Source organism: Streptomyces pratensis (genome assembly GCF_037137275.1).
In the GTDB taxonomy this organism is placed as follows: domain Bacteria; phylum Actinomycetota; class Actinomycetes; order Streptomycetales; family Streptomycetaceae; genus Streptomyces; species Streptomyces pratensis_B.
Genome location: NZ_JBBBEN010000102.1, coordinates 304,345 through 328,019, shown reverse-complemented (window position 1 = coordinate 328,019; position 23,675 = coordinate 304,345). Strand labels below are relative to the sequence as shown.

Below are 23,675 nucleotides of genomic sequence, written 5' to 3'. Positions count from 1 at the left end.
GGGGCCCGGAGCCGCCCGGTTCCGCCGTTCGAGTCCGTAAGGGCCCTCCTCACCCGACACGTCCCGCACAGCCGGACAGCCATTGCCGCAATCCGGGACACTCCTCGCATCCTGCGTGGACCCGGGGAAAGGACGCGATGCCATGTCGGAGGCTGCATCCACGCACGTCACCCTGGCGAAGAGCACGAGGAACAGCACCACGCACGACCGGACGAGGGAGGGGGCCCTGCTCCCGTCCCTCGCCCCCCTGCTCCACGCGTGGCTGCCCCGGCAGCGGTGGTTCGCGGGCAAGGGCCGGCCGGTCACCGGCTTCTCCCTGGTCTCCGCCACCGAGATGCTCCCGCTGGACGGCGCGGCGGGCCCGGGGCTGCTGCACCTGCTGGTGCGGGCCCATCAGCCCCCGCACGCCGAGCACCCCGCCGACGACTGCTATCAGCTCCTCCTCGGTGCAAGAACGTCACTGCCGCCGCTGCTGGGGGGCGCCCTGCTCGGCCGGGTGGAGCAGGGCCCGCTGGCCGGGCGGGCCGTCTACGACGCGCTGCACGACCCGCGGCTGGCAGATCTGCTGCTGGAACGCTTCCGCAGACCGGGCTCCCTCGGTTCCCTGCGCTTCGAGCGGACGGCGGCGATCCCAGCCGGGCTGCCGCCCCGGGTGCTGGACGCCGAGCAGTCCAACTCCTCGATCGTCTACGGCGACGCCTACATCCTCAAGATCTTCCGGCGGGTCTTCCCCGGCACCAACCCGGACCTGGAGCTGCCCCTCGCGCTCGGCCGCGAGGGGTGCGGCCGGGTGCCCGCCCCGGTCGCCTGGTTCGAGGCGCCAGGCCCCCAACCGCTCACCCTCGGCGTCCTCCAGCCCTTCCTGCGGGACGCCCTCGACGGCTGGCGGCTCGCGCTCGGCGCGCTCGGCGAGGGCCGCGACTTCCTGCCCGAGGCGCGGGCGCTGGGCCGGACCACCGCGGAGGTGCACACCGCGCTCGCCGCCGCCCTGCCGGCCCCGGCACTGCGCGGGGCCCAGACCCGGCAGCTGGTCGCCCGGATGACCCAGCGGCTGGAGGCCGCCTCGGAGGCGGTCCCCGCGCTCGTGCCGTACGTCCCCGGGCTGCGCGCCGCGTTCGAGGCGGTGACCGATCTCGGCCATCGCGGCGGCTGGGCGCAGCAACGGGTGCACGGCGACCTCCACCTCGGGCAGGCCCTCCGTTCCGCCGACGGCTTCTGGTCGCTGATCGACTTCGAGGGTGAACCGGCGCGTCCGCTCTCCGAGCGCCGCCGCCCGTCACCGCCGGTGCGGGACGTCGCGGGCATGCTCCGCTCCTTCGACTACGCGGCGCGTTCGCACCACCCGTGGGACCCGCGGTGGGCGGCCCGCTGCCGCGACGCCTACTGCGAGGGGTACGCGCAGGCGTCGGGCTCCGACCCGCGCGGCGAGCCGGAACTCCTGCGCGCCCACGAGACCGACAAGGCGGTGTACGAGGTGCTGTACGAGGCCCGGCACCGCCCGGACTGGCTGCCGGTCCCGATGGCGGCCATCCAGCGGCTCGCCGGCCCCGCCGCCGCCTGAACCGTGCGCGGCGGGCCCCCGCCGCGCCTGTCCGCTCCGCGCCGCCGCTCTCCCCCCCTCCTCGCCCCGCCCTCCCCCTCACTTCTTCTCCCGCCGACCCCGCCCGTGCTCATCCCCTCCACCTTCTTTGAGGAGGCAGTCCCCCGTGACCGCCCGCAAGCCGTCCCGCAAGGCATCCCGCAAGACCATCGAAGCCGCCGCCGTCGAGGTACCGCCCACGCCGCAGCGGACTCCGACCGAGATCACCGCTCCGGGGGCCGCCGGCACGTCGGTCGCGTCCGCCCCGCGCGACCGGCCCGCGGACGCGGCCCCGCCGCGGCCCCGCCGCGGCGGGGCCGGGCCGAGCGCCCGCCCCGCCCCGGCCCTGGACGAGGGGGACCGCGGCCGGCTGCTGGCCGGCGAGCACCACGCGCCGCACGACGTGCTGGGCGCCCATCCGGTCCCGGGCGGGGTGCTGGTGCGGGCGCTGCGTCCGTTCGCGCACTCCGTCACGGTGCTGACCACGGGGGCACGGGTCGAACTGCACCCGGAGGGCGACGGGTTCTTCTCCGGGGTGCTGCCGGCGCCCACCGTGCCGGAGTACCGGCTCCAGGTGGTGTACGACGACGCCGCCCTGGAGGTGGAGGACCCCTACCGCTTCCTCCCCGCGCTCGGCGAGCTCGATCTGCACCTGATCGGCGAGGGCCGCCACGAGGAGCTGTGGCGCGCGCTGGGCGCGGTGCCGATGGAACACCAGGGGGTGGCCGGGACCCGCTTCACCGTGTGGGCGCCGAACGCGCGCGGGGTCCGGGTGACCGGGGACTTCACCTACTGGGACGGCACGGCTCTGCCGATGCGTTCGCTCGGCTCGACCGGGGTGTGGGAGCTGTTCCTGCCCGAAGTCGGCGAGGGCGCCCTGTACAAGTTCGACATCTGCCGCCCCGACGGTTCGCACACCGTGCGGGCAGACCCGATGGCCCGGCGCACCGAGGTGCCGCCCGCGACCGCGTCGATCGTCACCGCCGCGCACCACGAGTGGCAGGACGCGGACTGGATGGCGCACCGGGGCGACCGCCCGGTCCACGAGGCCCCGTTCTCGGTGTACGAGGTACACCTCGCCTCCTGGCGACCCGGACTGACGTACCGTCAGTTGGCGGATCAACTGCCCGCGTACGTCAAGGACCTCGGCTTCACGCACGTGGAGCTGATGCCGGTCTCCGAGCACCCCTTCGGGGGTTCCTGGGGCTACCAGGTCACCGGTTTCTACGCGCCCACCTCGCGAATGGGCTCCCCGGACGACTTCCGGTTCCTGGTGGACTCCCTGCACCGGGCGGGCATCGGCGTGATCATGGACTGGGTGCCCGCGCACTTCCCGCGCGACGACTGGGCGCTCGCCGAGTTCGACGGCCGGCCGCTGTACGAGCACGCCGACCCGCGGCGCGCGGCGCACCCGGACTGGGGGACGCTGGAGTTCGACTACGGCCGCACCGAGGTCCGCAACTTCCTGGTCGCCAACGCCACCTACTGGTGCGAGGAGTTCCACATCGACGGGCTGCGGGTCGACGCGGTCGCCTCGATGCTCTACCTCGACTACTCCCGCGAGGACGGCCAGTGGTCGCCCAACGAGTTCGGCGGGCGGGAGAACCTGGACGCGGTCTCCTTCCTCCAGGAGATGAACGCGACGGTCTACCGCCGCAACCCGGGCGTCGTCACCATCGCCGAGGAGTCCACCGCCTGGGACGGCGTCACCCGCCCCACCGACCGGGGCGGCCTGGGCTTCGGGCTGAAGTGGAACATGGGCTGGATGCACGACTCGCTGCTGTACATGGCGAAGGAACCGGTGCACCGCAAGTACCACCACGACGAGATGACGTTCTCGATGGTGTACGCGTACAGCGAGAACTACGTGCTGCCGGTCTCGCACGACGAGGTGGTGCACGGCAAGCAGGCGCTGGTGGCGAAGATGCCCGGCGACTGGTGGCAGCAGCGCGCCGACCACCGGGCCTACCTGGGCTTCATGTGGGCCCACCCCGGCAAGCAGCTCCTTTTCATGGGGCAGGAGTTCGCCCAGGGCGCGGAGTGGTCCGAGGCGCACGGGCCGGACTGGTGGCTGCTGGACCCCTCCTACGAGGCCTCCGGCGATCACCGCGGGGTGCGCACGCTGGTCGGCGATCTGAACGCGGTGTACGGGGCGGTGCCCGCGCTGTGGCAGCGCGACACGTCGCCGGAGGGGTTCAGCTGGGTGGACGGGGGCGCGGCCGAGGACAACGTGTTCGCGTTCCTGCGCTACGACGCGGACGGCTCCCCGCTGCTCGCGGTCTCCCACTTCTCCCCGGTGGTCCGCCACGACTACCGCCTCGGGGTGCCCGTGACGGCGGCGGAGGGCTGGGTGGAGGTCCTGAACACGGACGCCGCCCGTTACGGCGGCGGCGACGTGCGCAACGAGGAACCGCTGAAGGCGGAGGCGGTGCCGGCGCACGGCCGGCCGGCCAGCATCTCGCTGACGCTGCCGCCGCTCGCAACGGTGTGGTTCCGGCCCGCCTGAGGGGCCCGCGGGCGGTGGGGCCCGTGCCGGGTCGTGACCGGCGCGGTACGGGCCCTGCCCCGTCCCCTCCGCGGCTCAGTCCTGGTCGAGCACCTCGATGATGCTCGACCAGGAGTCGGGGCCGTGGCCCCGGGCGATGGCACGGTCGGTGACGCCCTTGAGGGCGGCCAGCTGCGAGGTGTCCAGCCCCCGGTCCTTCGCGGTGTGCAGGATGTGGTCGACGCTGGCCGCCATCATGGCGAGGTTGGCGCCCTCGCCCACGTAGCGACGGGTGTCGACGTCGGTGGCCGTGTACGCCGCGATGGGCGGCAGGATGTCCGCGATGGTGGTGAGGTACGGGGCGAGCGACGCACCGTCGACGCCCTCCGCGCGGGCCAGCGCGAAGGCGTGGACGAGGCCGCCCATGGCCCCGTAGAAGAAGTCCAGCATGGCCATGTCGTAGGCGGCGGCGAGCCCGGGGTCCTCCCCCAGGTAGGTCGCGGGCTCGCCGAGCGCCTTGAGGGCGGGCTCGTAGGCCTCGTACGCGGCCCGGTCCCCGGAGTGGAAGACCAGCGCCTGTGCCGAGCCGACCACCTCGACCGGAACCATGATGGCCCCGTCGAGGTAGGCCAGCGAGTGCTTCTCGGCCCAGGCCGCGGCCCGCCGGGCACGCGCCGGGGTGTCGGAGGTGAGGTTGACCAGGACCCGCCCCTCCAGCGCGGTGGCCAGCGGCTCCAGGACCGCGTCGGAGGCGTCGTAGTCGACCAGGCAGACCACGACGAGTCCGCTCGCGCGCACCGCCTCCTCTGCGGTCGCCGCCCGCACCGCTCCCCGGGCCACCACGTCATCCCCCTTGCCGGGGGAGCGGTTCCAGACGGTGGTGGGGTGACCGGCGGACAGGAAGGCGCCGGCCAGGGCACGGCCCATGTCACCGAGGCCGAGGACGGTGACGGGTACGGGGGGTGTCGTCTTCCCTTGCGTCATGGGAACCATGCTGGGCGGGCGGAAGAGGCCTGCCAAGAACCCACTTGACTGTCAGATACGCACCTGCGGGACAGGGACCAGCTCAGCGCGGGGCCGGGGGCCGGCCCCGCTCGTCCCGCGCGGAGCGGATACTGGTAAGTGCGGCTACCAGAACTTGCGGAATTAAGGCCACTGCATGCCGTGGGCATTACGGCTTGCGGAGTGCTCCACCACATCACTACCGCGAGAGCCGAGCCAGGCGACCAGCGGTAAGAGGGAGAACAGATGCGGCCAGTCCGGTAGCTCCCACGGCGATGGCTGCGATGAACGCTGGTAGGTAAGTGGGCTCGTGCAAGGGCCATGCCCACCGTGCAGGTACTCCGTGTTGCACTCCGAACGCTGCGCACGCGATGGGGAAGACGGTGACGATCGTGGCAGCGATGCGAGGGCTGGTGAGGAGGCGTAGCAGGAGGGCGAGTCCGAGGTAGCCCAGGAAGTTTCGGGCCATGCCTGCTGCGAGTATGTGACCGGACGTCGAGGAGATGAGCCAGCCTCCGGCGAGCATCACGAGTGTGCAGGCCGTCATGAGTCCGGCGTCCCATAGGCCGACAGGGCGTACGGCGGTCGCTTCGATGGAGCTTCCTCCGCGGGACTGTCCGTGAAGGATGAGGCACACCGGTGCCAGGGGCAGCAGGAAGGGGAGGGGAAAGGAGAAGGAGACTCCTCCTACTACGATCGGTACGGGTACCTGGATGGAGTCGGCGATGGCGCCGAGTACCAGGCAGGCCACCAGGGCTGCACAGATTGCGGGTACTCGACGAACCTGGATCCACCAGTCCATGGACGTTTCTCTCTGTCGGTTGGCTCGTCGTAGCGGACTCAGAGGTGCCGTGTGTCAAGGACGGGCTGCTTATCACACCGAGTGAGTGTTTCGGCATTCTGCTGGAACCAGACTTGTTGGTCGTGTGGAGTCTGTTCGAGAACGCGTTTGGCGACATCGACTTCGGGGGGCGCATAGCGGGACGCGACAGTCTGGGGGTCCGCGCCTGCGGTGATGGTGAGCCAGACACTCAATGGGCCGTAGGCCCGGCTCCCTGGCCACTCAGCGGTTTGGGCGCAGGCTGGAATGTCCTTGGGCAGGGCGCTCAGAGCGAGAAGGGCTCGGACTTCGTCGGAGGTCGGTGTGGTCGATCGGGGCGCCAGTTGAGCAGTTGTCGTGACGCCTGCGACAGTCAGACGCCTGTGGGCGTCCGTTGCCCACGTGGTGATGTCCCTCGCGTTGTCGCGCTGTTCGGGCCAGAGGCAGACCTGCGGGTGGGTTGCTGAGCAGGTGCGGGATGCTGTGGAGCGGGATTCGGCTGCGCTGTAACCGAGGGGATGGACAATCCAAGCCGAGATCGCTACGGCGACGGTCAGGACAACGGGAGCGAGGGGTCGCAGTCGCCGCCCCTGCACCGTCACCAGCCAGGCAGCTGCGAGCAGTCCGATTGAGGCGAGCGCCGGGGCGACAATGCTGCGGGGAGCGGCCACTTGGTCCAGCTGACAACACTCGGCCAAGTTCGTACCGTTTAGTTGACGCACCCAGAAGACGTTCATCGCCGCCGGGTAGGCCATCCACACGAAGCTTCCCACCAGTGCCACAGGCACGGCCAGCAACCGGGGCAGGGTGAGCCCGAGGACATATCCGACGACGATATGCGCCGCCACGACCAGCAGCTCCAGAGCGAGGATGGCCACCGTAGTCCAGTTGGGGCTGCCTGCAGCCTGCGGCAGGAGCATGCCGAGTGACAGCGTGACCGCGAGTACTCCCAGGACGAGAGTGGGCGAGAGTACAGCGAGAGATACTCCCGTGAACGTCCGCGACGGCGCCCCTTGCAGAGTCCGTGCCTGCCGGACGCGCATCCCCTCCCAAGCGCCGCAGGAAGCCACGGCCGGTGCTGTCCAAACCAGGAGAGACGAGCTCTGACCGGCAACTGAGTCCCAATACCCGCGAGTCACCAGCTCGGTGACGCTGTCGCGGTAGGCAAGCAGCCAGATGATTAGCAGAAGGCCGATGCGAGGCGCGATCGACACCCGCAGTACGGTGCTCCAAGGCACGCTTACACCTCCCCCTTCACCAAACCGGCATAGGCGGCTTCAGCCCGGCGTCCGGACGCCACCTGGCCCGGAGCAAGGTCGAGGAAAGACACGGTCGGCCCCTGGAAGAGGATGTTGCCTCGGTCGAGGAGCAGGACCGAGTCGTAGCTGTCTTCCAGGTCCTCGGTCTGGTGGGTGGAAACGACGAAGCTCGCCTGGTCCTTCAGGTCGTCCAGGAGGCCGCGGAACACCTTGCGCTGCGTGGGGTCGAGGCCGGCGGTTGGTTCATCCATCAGGACCACCTGCGCCGAATGCACCATCGTCTGAGCAATACCCAGGCGACGCAGCTGCCCCCCAGACAGCTGCGCGGCAGAACGGTCGGCCAGCTCATCCAGTCCTACCTGTTTGATCGCGCCCAGCGATCTGTCCCATGCATCCCGCCGCGACAGGCCCTTCAGCCATCCGGCATACGCAGCCTGCTCTCTGACACGCAGCCCCGGTACCGGAGTCACCTGCTGCGGCAGCCAGCCAACCTGCTGCCGGTACCGCTTCAGATCGCCCCGTCTGCGGGTATCCAGGTCACCGAGCGTCACGCTACCTGCGCTTGGAATGAGTGCGGATGCGAGGAGTCCCAGCAACGTCGACTTACCGGCGCCGTTCGGCCCGAGAAGCACAACGCACCCTGACGGCAGGTCAAGCGTCAGGTCTTGCAGGACGAGTCCCCGGCGCCGGTAGCCGAAGCAACAGCGCGAGACATGGATGGTCATTCTGGCCTTCTGTCAACTTTCCTGAGAGGCGTGGCCCCCCGGATACCCGAGGGGCCACTGTCGGTCCGAACGCTGTCAGTAGCGCGTAACGACGCTGTTGACGCTGAGCCTAGTAGAGCCGATGTAGACGAAGTAGAACTCCGCCTTCCCCACCTCACCCCAGGACACCGTGTTGCAGGAGTTACTCCGCGTGCCGTGGCTCACGTCCGGAAGGAAGTCTCTGACGTGGTCGAGCTCGAGAGTCGCGCTGCTGGGTCCTCCGAAGCTGCAGCCGGAGAAGCTCACCGTCGTGCTCGACCCGTCGCTGTGGTTGTCCGTCCAGCGGCGGGACTCATCCCCTCCCCGCCAATTGGATATGTAACTGCTCCAGCTTCCTTCGGCAGAAGCCGGCGGAGCCAAGGTGAACGTTGCAGCAGCAGCGGCTGCGATCACGACTCCTACCCGATTCAACTTCACCCTCATGCCATTCCTTCGCTCGTAGACGCACGTACAGCCAGACCCTTCACGCAAGGACACTGTGAAGACTCTGTGACGGCCTGGACCGTACGTTCCCTAACGCGACGCAGCAATGACTGATCGCGAAGATCAGACATCCTGGCAGCGAGGAGTAGTTTGCGAGGTAATATGCATAATTGGCCCTCTGTGCATTCCCCGCCTGCCGCACTACGCACGAGCTTCAGCACGGCTACCCAGAGGAACACCTGTACGTCGAAGCACCATCATTTTGGTGCCGAGGGTTACAGCCTTACGTGCGCTGGCATCGATGGACCCCCGAGGAGCGACCTCACGCGATCAGCGACCGTGATCGGGTCCCACTCCCGACCTCTGGGCGGTACGCCCCCTGACTTATTCGTCATAGCAGGATGAAATGTCGGATCTGCTGATACCGCTGGGGACTCGAAAGATCTCGTGAAGCAGTAATCCGTCCTGGACGCAAAAGTTGAGCGCCGAACATGTCTGATAGTGATCGTCTCCCTTCAGGTCACCTGATCGATGACGGCGGCGCCGTTCCCCGCACCGAGTCACCCTTCCGATTCGCACCTGAGACGGATGGGGCGAAGGACACCTCAGAGGTTGTTCTCTGCCCGGAGCTTATGTGTGGTTTTCACTGGTCAGGCGTGAACTGAGGGCCGGCGCGGAAGTCTCGGTCCGGTGCTGACCGAGATGTCGTGGTGGTGGCGGATGCCGTCGATGCGGGCGGTGCCGGAAGTGCCGCGGAAGGCCGCGGCGGTGTGGGTGGAGGATCTCCAAGCCGAGCTGGAGCGATGGCGTGCGTCTTTGACCGAGGCGGTGCTGCCAATTCAGCCGCGTAGGTGTTGTCTTGCCCGCCTATGCGCTGCCAGGAGTCGGCGGTGTTCTGGTGAACACCGAGCAGTCGGCTGGCCATGACGGCGGGTAGTTCGGATGCCAGCTCGACGAGGGCGGTGTTGCGGGCCATCCGGGGCCGGATACCGAGCGCATGGAGGCGACGTACCAGCTGGCTGCTGCTGAGGTGCTGGGTCGGGAAGCGGCCCGGGAACAGCCAGCGTTCTCCAGCGGTACTCGTGGCCGCCGCCTGGGCGTGGAGGGTTCGGATGTAGTCGTCCAGAGGTGGCGGCATCTGGGCCGGGACCTGCCCGAGCCGGAGCAGCGCCGCGCCCCGGGCGACCTCCACGTGCTCGGTGGTGAGGGCGACGACCCGGGACAGGTCCTGCGCGAAGAGGAGAGCGAGGAGTCCCGCCGCCTTGGCCGTGTACCCGTGGGCCGCGGCCGGGGTAGTCGTCCAGCCACGCGTCCAGAAGGTCCTGGGTGCAGGCGCTGAGAGCGACGCCCTGGGTGTGGAGCCAGTTGAGCAGGCGCACCACCTGGGTGACATAGGCGCGCACGCCGTGTGCTTGCGCCTGGCTGACGGGGCGGCACCGCGAGAAGCGGCGGAGGCGGTGCAGCAGGCGCCAGGTGGTGTACGCCTGGAGTACCTTGCGGCTCTCCGGGTCGCGGACCTGTGCGGTCCGCGCTGCGAGCCAGCGTTCGAGGGCGCCGGCCCGCCGGGGAGGCCCGTGGCGCGAGGACACCCGTACCGGGGGGTGTACGGGTGTCCTCGGGCAGGGGCCTCCCCGGCGGGCCGGTGGGGGCGGGTCAGACCTTGGCGGGCTGCCCGGCGGCGGAATCCCGTGGCCCGGGGACGTCACCCGCCTCGTCGGCGGGGGCGTGGTCGTCGACGAGGGTGCGCTCGTCGAACGGGGCGCGGCCCGCCAGCACCTCCCCCACACGCTCCTTGTCGATCTCCTTGGTCCAGTGGCCGACCAGCACCGTGGCGACCGCGTTGCCCGCGAAGTTGGTCAGGGCACGGGCCTCGCTCATGAAGCGGTCGATGCCCACGATCAGGCCGACGCCGTCGACGAGTTCGGGGCGGTGCGACTGGAGGCCGCCGGCGAGGGTCGCCAGGCCCGCGCCGGTCACGCCCGCCGCGCCCTTCGAGGCGATGACCATGAAGACGAGCAGCGAGATCTGCTCGCCGGCGCTCAGCGGGTCGCCCATCGCGTTGGCGATGAAGAGCGAGGACATCGTGAGGTAGATGGCCGTGCCGTCGAGGTTGAAGGAGTAGCCGGTCGGCACCGTGATCCCGACGACGGGCTTGCTGACGCCCAGGTGCTCCATCTTGGCGATCAGCCGGGGCAGAGCGGACTCGGACGAGGAGGTGGACAGGATGAGCAGGAACTCGCGCCCGAGGTACTTCAGCAGGGCGATCAGATTGACCCCGGCGACCAGGCGCAGGAGCGCGCCGAGCACCACGAAGACGAAGAGCGCACAGGTGAGGTAGAAGCCGATCATGATGACCGCCAGCGATTTCAGGGCGTCGAGCCCGGTCTCCCCGACCACCGCGGCGATCGCGCCGAACGCGCCGACCGGGGCCACCCACATGATCATCGCGAGGATGCGGAAGACGAGCCGCTGGATGTGGCCGATGCCGCGCAGGACGGGCTCGCCGGCCGGCCCCATCGCCTGGAGCGCGAAGCCGGCGAGCAGCGCGACCAGCAGGGTCTGGAGGACCTCGCCGGCGGTGAAGGCGGACACGACGGTGGTCGGGATGACGCCGAGCAGGAAGTCCACGGTGGACTCGCTCGCCCCCGCCGCCTGCTTCTCCCCCGCGGCCCGTGCCGCCTCGGTGATGTGGAGGCCGGAGCCGGGCTCCAGGAGGTTGCCGACGACCAGGCCGATGGCGAGGGCCACGGTCGACATGACCAGGAAGTAGCCGAGCGCCAGGCCTCCGACGGCGCCCACCTTGGCGGCCTTGCGCACCGAGCCGACGCCCAGCACGATCGTGCAGAAGATGATCGGCGAGATCATCATCTTGATCAGGTTCACGAAGCCGGCGCCGATGGGCTTCAGCTCGACGGCTGCCCCGGGGGCGGCGAAGCCGACCAGGATGCCGAGCGCGACGGCGCCGATGACGGCGATGTAGAGGTAGTGGGTTCGGTCCCGCTGTCTGGCTGCCACTGCCACGGCTGGCTCCTCGGCTCGGTCACGGCTGCGCCCCCGTCCCTGGGGGCTCCGGTGACTATCCACCGCGCTGTGACCCCGGTCACCCTTGCGTTCATATCGTTCACGGACGCCTTCCGGCGCGCCGGGAGAGCAGGGCGGGGCCAGGCAGACTGAGGGGCATGCGCCTCCCCCGTACCCGTCCGCGCAGCCTCGCGGGCCAGCTCTTCGCCATGCAGGTCGTGCTCATCGCCGCCGTGGTGGCCGGCTGCGCCGTCTTCGCGTACGTCTCGGGCAGCGCGCAGGCAGAGGAGACGGCCGAACGCCAGGTGCGGGCGGCGGCCGTCGCGGTGGCCGGGTCCCCCTCCGTGCGGGAGGCCATCCGCACCCCGGACCCGTCGGCCGTGCTCCAGCCGTACGCGGAACGGGTGCGCGCGGACACCCGGATCGCGTTCGTCACGATCATGGACCCGCGACGGGTGCGCTGGACGCACCCGGACCCGGCGCTGATCGGCGAGACGTTCCTCGGCCACACGCGGGAGGCGCTGCGCGGCCGGACCTTCACCGAGACCTACACCGGCACGCTGGGACCCTCGATACGGGTGGTGACCCCGGTCCGCGACGGCGGCCGGATCGTCGGCCTGGTCAGCGCGGGCATCACCGTGGACCGCGTCTCCTCGCAGGTGCGGGAGCAGTTGGGCGCCCTCGCGCTCGCGGCGGGCGGGGCGCTGGCGCTCGGCGGGGCGGGCACCTACGTGATCAACGCCCGGCTGCGGCGGCACACCCACGGCATGAACGCCGCCGAGCTGAGCCGGCTGCACGACTACCACCAGGCGACCCTGCACGCCGTGCGCGAAGGGCTGTTGATGCTGGACGGGCGTCGGCGGGTCGCGCTGATCAACGACGCGGGGCGGGAGCTGCTGGGCCTGGAGCCGGAGACGGAGGCCGTCGGCCGGGCGGTCGACGAACTGGCCCTGCCCGCGCCCCTGACCGGGGCGCTGCTGGCCTCGGAGGCGCGGGTGGACGAGCTGCATCTGACGGCGGAGCGGGTGATCGTGGTCAACACCCGCCCGGTGGTGGGCGGCGAGCGGCGCGGCACGGTGGTGACCCTGCGGGACCACACGGAGCTCCAGGCGCTCTCCGGCGAGCTGGACTCCGAGCGCGGCTTCACGCAGGCGCTGCGCTCGCAGGCCCATGAGGCGGCGAACCGGCTGCACACCGTGGTCTCGCTGATCGAGCTGGGCCGGGCCGAGGAGGCGGTGGGCTTCGCCACGGCGGAGCTGGAGCTGGCCCAGGCGCTGACCGACCGGGTGGTGGGCGCGGTCGAGGAACCGGTGCTGGCGGCGCTGCTGCTGGGCAAGGCGGCACAGGCGAACGAGCGCGGCGTGGAACTGGTCCTCGCGGAGGACAGCCTGATCGACGACGGGGCGCTGCCCGCGTCACCGGGCCGGCGCGACCTGGTGACGATCCTGGGCAACCTCATCGACAACGCGGTGGAGGCGGCCTCCGAGAACGCGGACGGCGCGGGCTTCGTGCCCCCGCCGCGGGCGGCCGGGGGCGCGGCGGGGCGGGCCCGCGTCACGGTGACCGCGCTCGCCGACGACCGGGAGCTGCTGCTGCGCGTCGCGGACACCGGGGCGGGCATCGGGCCGCAGGCGGCGGACGAGGTGTTCCGGCGCGGCTGGTCGACGCACGGGGCGGGCCGGGGCCTGGGGCTCGCCCTGGTCCGGCAGGCGGCGCACCGCAACGGGGGCACGGTGGAGCTGGACGCGGGGCCGGAGGGCGGCGCTCGGTTCACCGTGCGGCTGCCGCTCGCCCCCCGTGCCGCGGCCGCTGGGGTGACGGCGTGATCCGGGTGCTGGTGGTGGAGGACGACCCGGTGGCCGCCGCCGCGCACCGGATGTACGTGGAACGGGTGGAGGGCTTCACGGTGACCGCGGTGGCGCACACCCGCGGGCAGGCGGTGCGGGCGCTGGAGCGGGCCCCGGTGGACCTGCTGCTGCTCGACCTCTATCTGCCCGACGGGCACGGGCTCGGACTGCTGCGGTCGCTGCGGGCCGGCGGGCACGGGGCGGACGTGATCGCGGTGACCTCTGCGCGGGATCTCGCGGTGGTGCGGGAAGGGGTGTCCCTCGGCGTGGTGCAGTACGTCCTGAAGCCGTTCACGTACCCCACGCTGCGAGACCGGCTGGTGCGCTACGCCGAGTTCCGGGCGGCCGCCGGGGAGGCGAGCGGCCAGGAGGAGGTGGACCGGGCGCTGGGCGCGTTGCGGGTCGCGCATCCGGCCGCTCTGCCCAAGGGGATCGGCGGTCCCACCCTGGAGGCGGTGACCGGGGTGCTGCGGCGGTCGCCGGACGGGGTGACGGCGGCGGCCGCCGGGGAGGAGCTGGGGATCTCGCGGATCACGGCGCGGCGGTATCTGGAGCATCTGGTGAGCGTGGGCAGCGCCGCGCGGCGTCCGCACTACGGACAGGTCGGCCGACCGGAGCTGCACTACCGCTGGCTGGCGACGGGCCGCTGAGCACGCTGGCACGGGGCGGACGGCAAGCGTTTGCCGCCCGGCCCGGCGGCCCTGAGGGGACCGTTTCCCGGGTGCCGGGGAAAGCGCTGGTGGGGCGGGTTTACCGGACCGCCCGCCCGGTTCTCCGTAGGAGGTTCGCACGAAGAGTGTTCCGGGGGGAACGTACCGTAGCCAGGGAGAAGCCTGGCTCCTACGGTGGGCCCCGTGCACTCCTCCCCGCCGTTCAACGCCCCTGCCGCCCGCCGACTCCGCGAGGCTCTGGGGATGGCCCCCGGACATGTCGCCTACGGGCTCGCCGCCCAGTACGGCCTCCGGATCAGCGCGGAGACCATCGTCGCCTGGGAGCGTGGCGTCACAGCCCCGGGGGAACGTGAACTGACCGCCCTCGCCGGTGTCCTGTGGTGCGCCCCCGGCGAGCTGCTGGCGGCCGCCACCACCCTGCGCGAGCACCGGATGGCCCGTGATCTGACGGTGGACGACCTGGCCCGGCACCTGGGGATGACCGGGGCCGCCTATCTGCGGATGGAGGAGTCGGGCCGCTGGCGGGGCAACGAGCGCCAGTCCGCCGCGCTGTGCCGGACGCTGGGTCTGTCGGCGGCGCAGTTTCTCACGGCGACGGGCCGCGACGAGGAGCTGGCGGCTCTGCTGAGCAGCGCGGTCTCCACACGCTGGCAGGCCTACGTCCGGCCGGTGTCCAAGATCGTCCCGCTGGACCGGGGGCTGGTCCAGAAGGTGCTGGAACAACTGCACGGCGAATACCAGGCCCTGATGGTCTCCACGCTGAGCTGGAGCAGCACCGGCCGGGAACGCCCCGGCTCCACGGGCGACGCGGGGCGGGCGTTCCTCGCCCGGGTGGTGGAACACTTCTGGCGGACCGCCGGGATGTGAGGCGCTGCCGGCCGGGTCGGCCGGAGTACGGCGCGGGCCCGTGGGCGGGCCCGTCCCCGCCGCCCCGGCCGGGGCGCTCCGCGGGGCGGCGGGGGCCGTGCACGCGGCGCACCGGGGCGCTGTCACTCCAACGGCCCCTGGCCGCGGGTCCGGCCGTCCTGGCACCGCCCCCGGCCCGTGGGAAAGCGCGTCCGCCGCCATGGGCCCGGCACAGAGGCGGCCCCCGGCGCCGAGCGCGGGGGACGGGCGTTCCCCGGCCGGGCGGCCGTTTCGCAACCGGGTCGATACGCGGCGCGGGTTGCCGTGCGCGCTGCGTCACCCGCACCATGGAGCTCACGTCCGGGGCGACTGTCCGGCCTGGCGGCCGGGGACGGAAAGGGTGCCGAGCATGGTGAGGTATTTCGAGAACGGCGCCGGTGAGCTCGTTTCCGACGCCCTGTCCGGTTTCGCCCGCGCCCACGCGGATCTCGTGGCCTACGACCCCGTGGAGGGCTACGTCACCGCCCGGCATCCGGCTCCGGCCCGGCGGGTGGGGCTGCTGTCGGGCGGCGGCTCCGGCCACGAGCCCCTGCACGCCGGGTACGTGGGGGCGGGCATGCTCGACGCGGCCTGTCCGGGCAGGGTGTTCGCCTCCCCGCACAACCGGCAGATCTTCCGCGCCTCCCGCGCTGTCGCCGGGCCCGGGGGCGTACTGCACATCGTGAAGAACTACACGGGCGACCGCATCAACTTCGGTATCGCCGCCGAGCGGCTCGCGGACGCGGGAGTCCCCTGCGCAAGGGTCCTCATCGACGACGACCTCGCCTCCGACTCCGCCCAGATCGCCGCCGGACGCCGGGGCACGGGCGCCACGGTGCTGGTGGAGAAGGTTCTGGGCGGGGCAGCGGACACCGGGATGGGACTGGCGGAGCTGGCGGATCTCGGCACCGCGCTGACCGCCCGGTGCCGCACGCTCGCGGTGGCCTCCGCCGCCCACCACGCGCCGGCCGACGGCGAGCCGGCCTTCACGCTGCCGCCCGGCGTCCTGGAGTACGGCGTCGGCATCCACGGCGAACGCGCCGAGCGCACCCGCGACCAGACGGACGTCGCAGGCCTGGTGGAGGAGATGGCGGGCTCGCTGCTGGACGCACTGGGCCCCGGCCCGGACGACCCTGTCGTCGCCCTGGTCAACGGCCTGGGCTCGGTCACCGCGCTGGAGTTGTACGGCATCTTCGGCGAACTGGGGCGGTTCCTCGACTCCCGGCGGGTGAGGCTCGCCCGGCATCTGGTCGGCGACTACGTCACGGCCCTCGACATGCGGGGCTTCTCCCTGACCCTGATGGTCGCCGACCCGGCCGTACTCCGTTTCTACGATGCTCCGGTGCGCACCCCCACCCTGCGGTGGTGACCGGCCGGGTCCGCCCGGCCGGACGCACCGGGTGCACCGCCGGGACGGGCCGGCCCTGCCGGGCCCGGGCCGCCCGCGAGTTCCCGGCAGTCCGCGATACGAGGAGGAGGACGGCATCATGACGAGCGCCGCGATCGACGGCACGCAGACCCGCGAGTGGCTGGACCGCTTCGCCGAGTCGGTGTACGCCACCCAGGCCGAGCTGACCGCCCTCGACCAGCAGGCGGGGGACGGTGACTTCGGGACCAATCTCGCCGCCGGTGTCCGGGCCGCGCGGCGGCTGTTGGACACCGAGGAGGGACGATCGGGTCCGGCCGGGGCCTTGGGCGCCCTGGCCTCCGCCTTCCTCGACGAGATAGGGGGGACCAGCGGCCCTCTGTTCGGCCTGCTGTTCCAGGCCTTGAGCAGGGCCGCCGGTCCGGGCCCGGGGCTGAGGACCGGCGCGCTCGCCGAGGGCGCCGCCGAGGGTCTGGCCGCCATCCGCCGGGTGGGGGACGCCGCGCCCGGGGACAAGACCCTGGTGGACGCGCTGGCGCCGGCGGCGGAGGCGCTGCGTGCGGCGGGCGGCGCGCCGCCCGCCGAGGCACTGGCCTCTGCGGCGGACGGCGCCTGGCTGGGGGTGCGGGAGACGGCTTCCCTCTCCGCCCGCATGGGCCGTGCCAGCTATCTGGGCGAGCGGGCGACGGGCGTACCGGACCCCGGAGCCGTCGGCATCGCCCTCTTCTTCGCCTCCTCGGCCGGGACGGTGCACACGCTGGGGCCCGAACTGACCGCCGGCTGACCGCCGTCCGCGCCCGGGAGGCGCCTCGGACGGGTGGCCCCCGCCCACCGGGCCGGGTGGCGCGCGCACCCGGGCCGAGCCGGCCTACGGGCCGATCCGGCTACGGGCCCATGCCATCAGCTCCCGGTCCGTCAGGGCGGCGACCCACAGGTCCGCCCGGTCCGCCTCCGGGCCCGGCGGGCGTGGTCCGAGACCGATGACGCGGAGGCCGGCCCTTCGGGCCGACTCCATGCCGGTGAGCGAGTCCTCCACGGCCAGCGCCTCCTTCGGCGGTACGCCGCAGAGCCGCGCGGCGACGCTGTAGACGTCGGGCTCCGGCTTGGGCCGTACGCCGTCGCCGGCCACCACGACATGGCCGAAGCAGCCCAGCAGACCGGCCCGGTCGAGGCATGCCTCGACCATCTCCCGCGGGCAGTTGCTCGCCACCGCGAGCGGGCGGTGGCGGGCGGCCATCCGGACCAGCGCGGCCGCCCCCGGCATGGTCACGGGGTCCTCGTCGACCAGCGCAGTGAAGGTGTGGAGGAGTTTGTCCGTCAGCTCTTCCACCAGGTCGGGCTTTCCGGTCTCCTCGGCCATGAGCGCGCCGCAGTCGGTGTAGTGCACCCCCTTGGCGCGGTCGGCGAAGCCGGGCGGGGGTTTGAGGCCGAACGCCTGGAACGTGATGGTCCTGGCCTCCTGCCAGTGCCGTTCCGTGTCCATCAGGGTGCCGTCGCAGTCGAAGACGATGGCGGAGGGGGACCACGCGAAAATGCGATGAGCTGTCATATAGCTGCCGTTCTCGAAAGACCGCGCCGAGCGGTGCGGGGCGCGGACGGACCGGGGCGGGGGTGGCCCACCCACGGAGACGGGCGGGAACGAGCGATGCCGCACGGGCTGCCGCGAGCACGCCGGACGTGACCGGTCGCACCGCGTGAGCGCCGTGACGGGCCCGGACGGTCACTTCCGGCCGAGCCAGAAACATCGTGGTCATTACGTTAATTCCGGACTCCCGTTTTCCGCAATCACCAATTCGAGTGCACGCGAAAGGAGCGGCGGACGACACCTGGGCGCGACCCGTCGCGAGCCGAAACGGGGCGCGATTCCTCCAGCACCCGCAAGATGCCTGGTGAGCGGCGGGACCGCTGCTCACCCACAGGAATACCGACCGCGCTTTGCGCCCCAGGTAAAACGTTTCCGCCCCGCAGAAAAAGAGGCGATTCCCTGCCCCTCGTCCACGCGTATGGCCGAAGAATAATAGGATCTTCGCGCCATGCCGCCGCGCCTAGCTCACGTTCACCCCTGAGCTTTTCCAGCAATATTGACGCATGCGAACGAAAGGAGAACTGACGTGCAGGACCGGGCACGCACCACCCGCAGAATCCTTCTGGAGTCAGCCGCACATCTATTTGTCGAACGGGGTTATACGGGAACGAGCATCAATGACATAAGTGACCACTCGGGCAAGACCAGTGGAGCCATTTACTTCCATTACTCCAGCAAGGAGCGGCTGGCCCTCGCCGTGGTCAGCGAGCAGTTCGCCACCTGGCCGCAGCTCGTCGCCCCCTACGCCGCACCCGGCGTCCCCCCGCTGGAGAAGCTCGTCGCCCTCAGCTTCGGGGTCGCCCGCGCCCTGAGTGAGGACGTGGTGGCGCGCGCGGGCGCACGGCTGTGGTCGGAGCGCCGGGCCATCGCCGCCGTCGTGCCCACGCCGTTCGGCGCCTGGGCGCTGGCCGTCACCCGGCTGCTCGCCCAGGCCAGGACGCGAGGCGAACTCGCCGTGGGGGTGGTCCCGTCGGCCGCGGCCGTGAGCCTGGTGGGCGCCTTCTTCGGCCTGTGCACCCTGACCGACGAGATGCCGGGCCGTCGCGACTGGGGCGCACGGCTGGACGAATGGTGGCTGCTGGTCCTGCGCTCCCTCCAGGCGGACCCGGACGCCGGCGCCCTGCTCGCCCGGGCCCGGGCCCGGGCCCACGGGGGTGACACGGCGTCGGCGCCGGCGCGGGAGGACCGGCGCGAGGCGGCTCGGAGTCTCCCGGGCAAGGCCGAGCGGGTCCGGTAGTGTTCGCACGTTCGTCCAGCAGCCCGGGAGGGCCCGCGCCGGGAACGGTGGCGCACGGGCGCCCGACGTGCCGACCGGGGCCGCGGGGCGGCGGGGCGCACACGAGCGAGAGCAGGGAGAGGGCGCATGCTCCGGGAGGGCTCCACCGCAGAGGACCGGCACGACGTGCTGCGTGTCATCGCGGACCGCTCACGCGACGGCAGCAGACCCGGGCGGCGCCACGACGGGCTGCGCGTGGCCCTGGTCGTCGAGGGCGGCGGAATGCGCGGAACCGTCTCCGCGGGCATGGCCCTCGCCCTGCACGAAGCGGGCGCGACCGATGCCTTCGACGCCGTCTACGGCGCTTCGGCGGGGGCGATCACGGGCGCCTGGCTGCTCAGCAGCGCCCCGGAGAACCTGGCGGGGTGGGCAGAGCCGATGTACGCGCGGGCGATGATCCGGCCCGTCAACGTCTGGCGCGGTCGCCCCGTGGTCGATGTGCGGCATCTGGTCGAGCACCTCTACTGCGAGGTGGCGCCCATGGACTTCGACTCCGTCCTGGCCAACCCGGTGACCTACCACCCGCTCGCCACCGACGCGCACACCGGCGCGTCCACCGACCTGCGCCCGTACCTCACCGGTCCGGTCGAACTGCGGCTCGCCCTGCGCGCCAGCGCTGCGCTGCCCTTCCTGGCGGGCCCGCCCGTCGAACTGGGCGGCCGCGTCTTCTACGACGCCGGCCTCGCCGAGTCGATCCCCTACCGCACCGCCCTGGCCCAGGGAGCGACCCATGTGCTCGTGCTGCGTTCCCGCCCGGCGGTCCGCCCCTCTCCCCCCGGGCCCCGGGCAGGCCGACGGCCGTCCCACGGGGCCCGGTTCGTCGCCGCGACGGCCCTGCGCGGCTACCCCAAGGCCCTCCACGAGGCATTCCTGGCCCGGGACAGCCGGCTGCTGGAGGACGACGCCCTCCTCACCGCCTACGACCGGTCGGGGCTGCCCGTCCGGGACGCCCGGCCGGGCGCCGCCCCGTCGGCACAGCCCGCCGTCCTGTCCGTCCGCCCGTCTCCGGACTCCCCCCGGGTCGGCCGCCTCACCCGTGACGGCAGAACGCTCGAAGCGGCTCTCGAAGCGGGCCGCGAGGCCGTGCGGCGGCTGCTGGGGTGACGGAGGCCGCGGAAGGGACGGGCGGGCGGCGTCCCCGTCCCCCTCCCGTGCGGACCTCGCGCGGCGGACGGCCGTGCGCGGGCACGGGCCGGCGCCGGCCGGGCGTCAGAAGACCGACTCGGCCTCGTACATCCGGTCGGCGGGGACCGTCTTGAGACGGGTGATGGCGTCGGCGAGCGGCACCATGACGATGTCGTTGCCGCGCAGGGCGGTCATCCGGCCGAAGTCCCCGCGGTGCACGGCCTCCACCGCGTTCCAGCCGAAGCGGGTCGCGAGGACCCGGTCGTAGGCGGTCGGCGTGCCGCCGCGCTGGACGTGGCCGAGAATGACCGGTCGGGCCTCCTTGCCGAGCCGGGTCTCCAGCTCGACGGCGAGGCGGTTGCCGATGCCCTGGAAGCGCTCGTGACCGTACTGGTCTATCGCCCCCTTGGCGTACGGCATGGAGCCCTCGGCCGGGTGAGCGCCCTCCGCGACGCAGACGACGGCGAACTTCTTGCCGCGCGCGAAGCGCTCCTCGACCATCGTGACCAGGTCGTCGACCTGGAAGGGGCGCTCGGGCAGGCAGATGCCGTGGGCGCCGCCCGCCATCCCGGACTCCAGCGCGATCCAGCCCGCGTGCCGCCCCATCACCTCGACGACCATCACCCGCTGGTGGGACTCGGCGGTGGTCTTGAGACGGTCTATGGCCTCGGTGGCCACGCCCACCGCCGTGTCGAAACCGAAGGTCCGGTCGGTGGCGGAGATGTCGTTGTCGATGGTCTTCGGCACGCCGACGACCGGCATCCCCGCGTCGGAGAGCATCCGGGCCGCGGTGAGCGTGCCCTCTCCGCCGATCGGGATGAGCGCGTCGATGCCGTAGCGGCGGGACAGCTCCTCGCAGTTCTCCGCGGCCTCGCGCAGCCGGTCGCGCTCCAGGCGGGCCGAGCCGAGGATGGTGCCGCCCCGGGCGAGGATGCCGCTGACCGCGTTGAGGTCGAGGGGGCGGAAGTGGCCGTCCAGAAGTCCCTTGAAGCCGTCCTCGAAACCGATGACCTCGTCCCCGTGCCCCACGACGGCCCGGTGGACGACCGACCGGATCACTGCGTTCAGACCGGGACAGTCGCCGCCCGCGGTGAGAATTCCGATGCGCATCGTGGTGTGTCTCCTGCTCGCTAGTGCCGCGCTGTACGGGGTCCGTCCGAAGCGTCCCCCGTGCCCTGAGCCAGCACGATTGTCCCACGCCCGGCACGGGCCCCGCGCTCTCGGCCGGGCCGGGGCGCCGACGGGGCCGGGCGGACCGCGCCCGCCGGGGGCCGCCCGGCACGCCCCTGCCGACGGCTCCGGCGGGCGGCCTAGCGGCCCTCGCGGGTATCGTCAAGAGCCGATGCAGGCCAATGCCGCACCCCGCGGAAGACCGGGACAGCACGGGGACCTCACCGCTCGTCCGGGCGACCCGCGGGTCGCGGCACCGACACAACGACGGGAGAGCACGCGTGGCGCGCAGCGTGTACGTGACCGGGATCGACCGGGGGGACGGCCGCCAGGTCGTCGAGCTGGGAGTCATGGAGCTACTGACGCGTCAGGTGGACCGGGTGGGGGTCTTCCGCCCCCTCGTCCACGACGGGCCGGACCGGCTCTACGAGCTGCTGCGAGCCCGCTACCGCCTCTCCCAGAGCCCCGCCTCCGTCTACGGCCTGGACTACCACGAGGCCTCCGCCGTCCAGGCCGAGCAGGGGACCGACGCCCTGGTCTCCCTCCTCGTCGAACGGTTCCACGAGGTGGCCAGGGACTACGAGGTGGTGCTCGTCCTCGGCAGCGACTTCGCCGCCACCCAGCTCCCCGACGAGCTGGCGCTGAACGCCCGGCTGGCCAACGAGTTCGGGGCCTCGGTGATCGCGGTGGTCGGCGGCAAGGGACAGCCCGCCCAGTCCGTGCGGGCCGAGACCCGCAACGCGTACCGCGCCTACGCGGGGCTCGGCTGCGACGTGCTGGCCATGGTGGTGAACCGGGTGGCGTCCGAGGACCGCGAGGTGATCGCGGAGCGGCTCGCCGCCCGGCTGCCCGTCCCCGTCTCCGTGCTGCCGGACGACCCGGCGCTCTCGGCGCCCACGGTCGCGCAGATCACCGCCGCGCTGGGCGGCACGGTGCTGCTCGGCGACGACTCCGGCCTCGCACGCGACGCGCTGGACTTCGTGTTCGGCGGGGCGATGCTGCCGAACCTGCTGAACGCGCTGACGCCCGGCTGCCTGGTCGTGACGCCCGGCGACCGCTCCGACCTGGTGGTGGGCTCGCTGGCCGCGCACAGCGCGGGCACCCCGCCCATCGCGGGCGTCCTGCTGACGCTGGACGAGCGCCCCGGCGAGGAGATACTCACGCTGGCCGCGCGGCTCGCGCCGGGAACCCCGGTCGTCTCTGTGGCCGGCGGCTCCTTCCCGACCGCGGCGGAGCTCTTCTCCCTGGAGGGCAAGCTGAACGCGGCGACGCCCCGCAAGGCGGAGACCGCCCTCGGCCTGTTCGAACGCCATGTGGACACCGGGGCGTTGCTGGAGCGGATCTCGGTGGCCCGCAGCGGGCGGGTCACGCCGATGATGTTCGAGCACGAGCTGCTGGAGCAGGCGCGCGCCGACCGACGGCGCGTGGTGCTGCCCGAGGGCACGGAGGAACGGGTGCTGCGCGCCGCCGACGTGCTGCTGCGCCGGGACGTCTGCGACCTCACCCTCCTCGGCCCGGAGGACACCATCCGCAAGAAGGCCGCCGACCTGGGCATCGACCTCGCGGACACCCAGCTGATCGACCCGCAGACCTCCGAGCTGCGGCAGACCTTCGCCGAGCGGTACGCCGAGCTGCGCGCGCACCGTGGGGTGACGGTGGAGCTGGCGTACGACGTGGTGGCGGACGTCAACTACTTCGGCACGCTGATGGTGCGGGAGGGGCTGGCCGACGGGATGGTGTCCGGTTCCGTGCACTCCACGGCGGCGACGATCCGCCCGGCTTTCGAGATCATCAAGACGCGGCCGGACGCCTCCATCGTGTCGTCCGTCTTCTTCATGTGCCTGGCCGACAAGGTGCTCGTCTACGGCGACTGCGCGGTCAACCCGGACCCGGACGCCGAACAGCTCGCGGACATCGCGGTGCAGTCGGCGGTGACCGCGGCCCGGTTCGGCGTGGACCCGCGCGTCGCGATGCTGTCGTACTCCACCGGCACCTCCGGCTCCGGCGCGGACGTCGACAAGGTGCGGGAGGCGACCGAGCGGGTCCGGGCCGCGCGGCCGGAGCTGCGGGTGGAGGGGCCGATCCAGTACGACGCGGCGGTCGAACCGTCCGTCGCGGCGACGAAGCTGCCGGGCTCCCAGGTGGCGGGCCAGGCGACCGTGCTGATCTTCCCGGACCTGAACACCGGCAACAACACCTACAAGGCCGTGCAGCGCTCGGCGGGCGCGGTGGCCGTGGGCCCGGTGCTCCAGGGGCTGCGCAAACCCGTCAACGACCTCTCGCGCGGCGCGCTCGTCCAGGACATCGTCAACACCGTGGCCATCACGGCGATCCAGGCCCAGGACGAGGAGCGCCCCGCATGACCGGCACTGTTCCCGACAACGAAGGCACGGCCCC

The 23,675-nt window shown here is 72.2% G+C and carries 17 protein-coding genes; 10 read left to right on the top strand and 7 right to left on the bottom strand.

Features of this window, described 5'->3' with window-relative positions; translation table 11 throughout:
• The first annotated feature begins 142 nt into the window (after window positions 1-142).
• Entirely contained in the window at window positions 143-1,561 is a 1,419-nt protein-coding gene (locus V9U70_RS28580) for a maltokinase N-terminal cap-like domain-containing protein (protein WP_336679924.1), read from the top strand.
• A gap of 145 nt (window positions 1,562-1,706) precedes the next feature.
• Window positions 1,707-4,085, top strand: a complete 2,379-nt coding sequence (glgB, locus tag V9U70_RS28575) for a 1,4-alpha-glucan branching enzyme (RefSeq protein WP_336679922.1) — start codon at window positions 1,707-1,709, stop codon at window positions 4,083-4,085.
• 75 nt (window positions 4,086-4,160) lie between these two features.
• On the opposite strand, the gene V9U70_RS28570 is transcribed toward glgB, so the two are convergent.
• The 5 genes from V9U70_RS28570 to V9U70_RS28550 all read right to left on the bottom strand — a co-directional run bounded on the left by V9U70_RS28570 (window position 4,161) and on the right by V9U70_RS28550 (window position 11,353).
• Window positions 4,161-5,048 (bottom strand): NAD(P)-dependent oxidoreductase, encoded by an 888-nt coding sequence (locus V9U70_RS28570; protein ID WP_336679920.1) that lies wholly within the window; start codon window positions 5,046-5,048, stop codon window positions 4,161-4,163.
• An 858-nt stretch (window positions 5,049-5,906) separates the two neighbouring features.
• Entirely contained in the window at window positions 5,907-6,806 is a 900-nt protein-coding gene (locus V9U70_RS28565; protein ID WP_336679918.1) for a DUF7224 domain-containing protein, read from the bottom strand.
• A gap of 320 nt (window positions 6,807-7,126) precedes the next feature.
• Window positions 7,127-7,870 (bottom strand): ATP-binding cassette domain-containing protein, encoded by a 744-nt coding sequence (locus V9U70_RS28560; RefSeq protein ID WP_336679916.1) that lies wholly within the window; start codon window positions 7,868-7,870, stop codon window positions 7,127-7,129.
• A 75-nt stretch (window positions 7,871-7,945) separates the two neighbouring features.
• The gene (locus tag V9U70_RS28555; protein WP_336679914.1) at window positions 7,946-8,332 is read right to left on the bottom strand and encodes a hypothetical protein; all 387 of its coding nucleotides are present in this window, start codon (window positions 8,330-8,332) and stop codon (window positions 7,946-7,948) included.
• 1,653 nt (window positions 8,333-9,985) lie between these two features.
• Window positions 9,986-11,353, bottom strand: a complete 1,368-nt coding sequence (locus V9U70_RS28550) for a cation:dicarboxylate symporter family transporter (protein WP_336679912.1) — start codon at window positions 11,351-11,353, stop codon at window positions 9,986-9,988.
• A 158-nt stretch (window positions 11,354-11,511) separates the two neighbouring features.
• Between V9U70_RS28550 and V9U70_RS28545 the strand changes: the two genes are divergently transcribed.
• From V9U70_RS28545 to dhaL, 5 genes are all read left to right on the top strand, one after another.
• The gene (locus V9U70_RS28545; RefSeq protein ID WP_336679911.1) at window positions 11,512-13,179 is read left to right on the top strand and encodes a sensor histidine kinase; all 1,668 of its coding nucleotides are present in this window, start codon (window positions 11,512-11,514) and stop codon (window positions 13,177-13,179) included.
• Window positions 13,176-13,850, top strand: a complete 675-nt coding sequence (locus V9U70_RS28540) for a response regulator (RefSeq protein WP_336679910.1) — start codon at window positions 13,176-13,178, stop codon at window positions 13,848-13,850. The genes V9U70_RS28545 and V9U70_RS28540 overlap by 4 nt, the downstream gene beginning before the upstream one ends.
• A gap of 264 nt (window positions 13,851-14,114) precedes the next feature.
• Window positions 14,115-14,738, top strand: a complete 624-nt coding sequence (locus V9U70_RS28535; RefSeq protein WP_336680133.1) for a helix-turn-helix domain-containing protein — start codon at window positions 14,115-14,117, stop codon at window positions 14,736-14,738.
• A gap of 388 nt (window positions 14,739-15,126) precedes the next feature.
• A complete protein-coding gene (locus V9U70_RS28530; protein ID WP_336679908.1) occupies window positions 15,127-16,125 on the top strand; it encodes a dihydroxyacetone kinase subunit DhaK in 999 nt (332 codons plus the stop codon).
• A gap of 118 nt (window positions 16,126-16,243) precedes the next feature.
• Window positions 16,244-16,906 carry a dihydroxyacetone kinase subunit DhaL gene (dhaL, locus tag V9U70_RS28525; RefSeq protein ID WP_336679906.1) on the top strand — a complete coding sequence of 221 codons (663 nt, stop codon included), beginning with the start codon at window positions 16,244-16,246 and terminating at the stop codon, window positions 16,904-16,906.
• 84 nt (window positions 16,907-16,990) lie between these two features.
• Here the strand turns inward: dhaL and V9U70_RS28520 are convergent, their stop codons facing one another.
• On the bottom strand, window positions 16,991-17,671 hold the full coding sequence (locus tag V9U70_RS28520) for an HAD family hydrolase (RefSeq protein ID WP_336679904.1): 681 nt from the start codon (window positions 17,669-17,671) through the stop codon (window positions 16,991-16,993).
• Window positions 17,672-18,233: 562 nt separating this feature from the next.
• Here V9U70_RS28520 and V9U70_RS28515 point away from each other — a divergent pair.
• Both V9U70_RS28515 and V9U70_RS28510 read left to right on the top strand, forming a co-directional pair.
• On the top strand, window positions 18,234-18,944 hold the full coding sequence (locus V9U70_RS28515; protein WP_336679903.1) for a ScbR family autoregulator-binding transcription factor: 711 nt from the start codon (window positions 18,234-18,236) through the stop codon (window positions 18,942-18,944).
• A gap of 126 nt (window positions 18,945-19,070) precedes the next feature.
• Window positions 19,071-20,087, top strand: a complete 1,017-nt coding sequence (locus V9U70_RS28510) for a patatin-like phospholipase family protein (protein ID WP_336679902.1) — start codon at window positions 19,071-19,073, stop codon at window positions 20,085-20,087.
• A gap of 105 nt (window positions 20,088-20,192) precedes the next feature.
• On the opposite strand, the gene V9U70_RS28505 is transcribed toward V9U70_RS28510, so the two are convergent.
• Complete coding sequence (locus V9U70_RS28505; protein ID WP_336679901.1) at window positions 20,193-21,218, bottom strand: ATP-dependent 6-phosphofructokinase; 1,026 nt, start codon at window positions 21,216-21,218, stop codon at window positions 20,193-20,195.
• Window positions 21,219-21,559: 341 nt separating this feature from the next.
• Here V9U70_RS28505 and pta point away from each other — a divergent pair, with 341 nt between their 5' ends.
• Entirely contained in the window at window positions 21,560-23,641 is a 2,082-nt protein-coding gene (gene pta / locus V9U70_RS28500; protein WP_336679899.1) for a phosphate acetyltransferase, read from the top strand.
• Window positions 23,642-23,675: the final 34 nt, after the last annotated feature.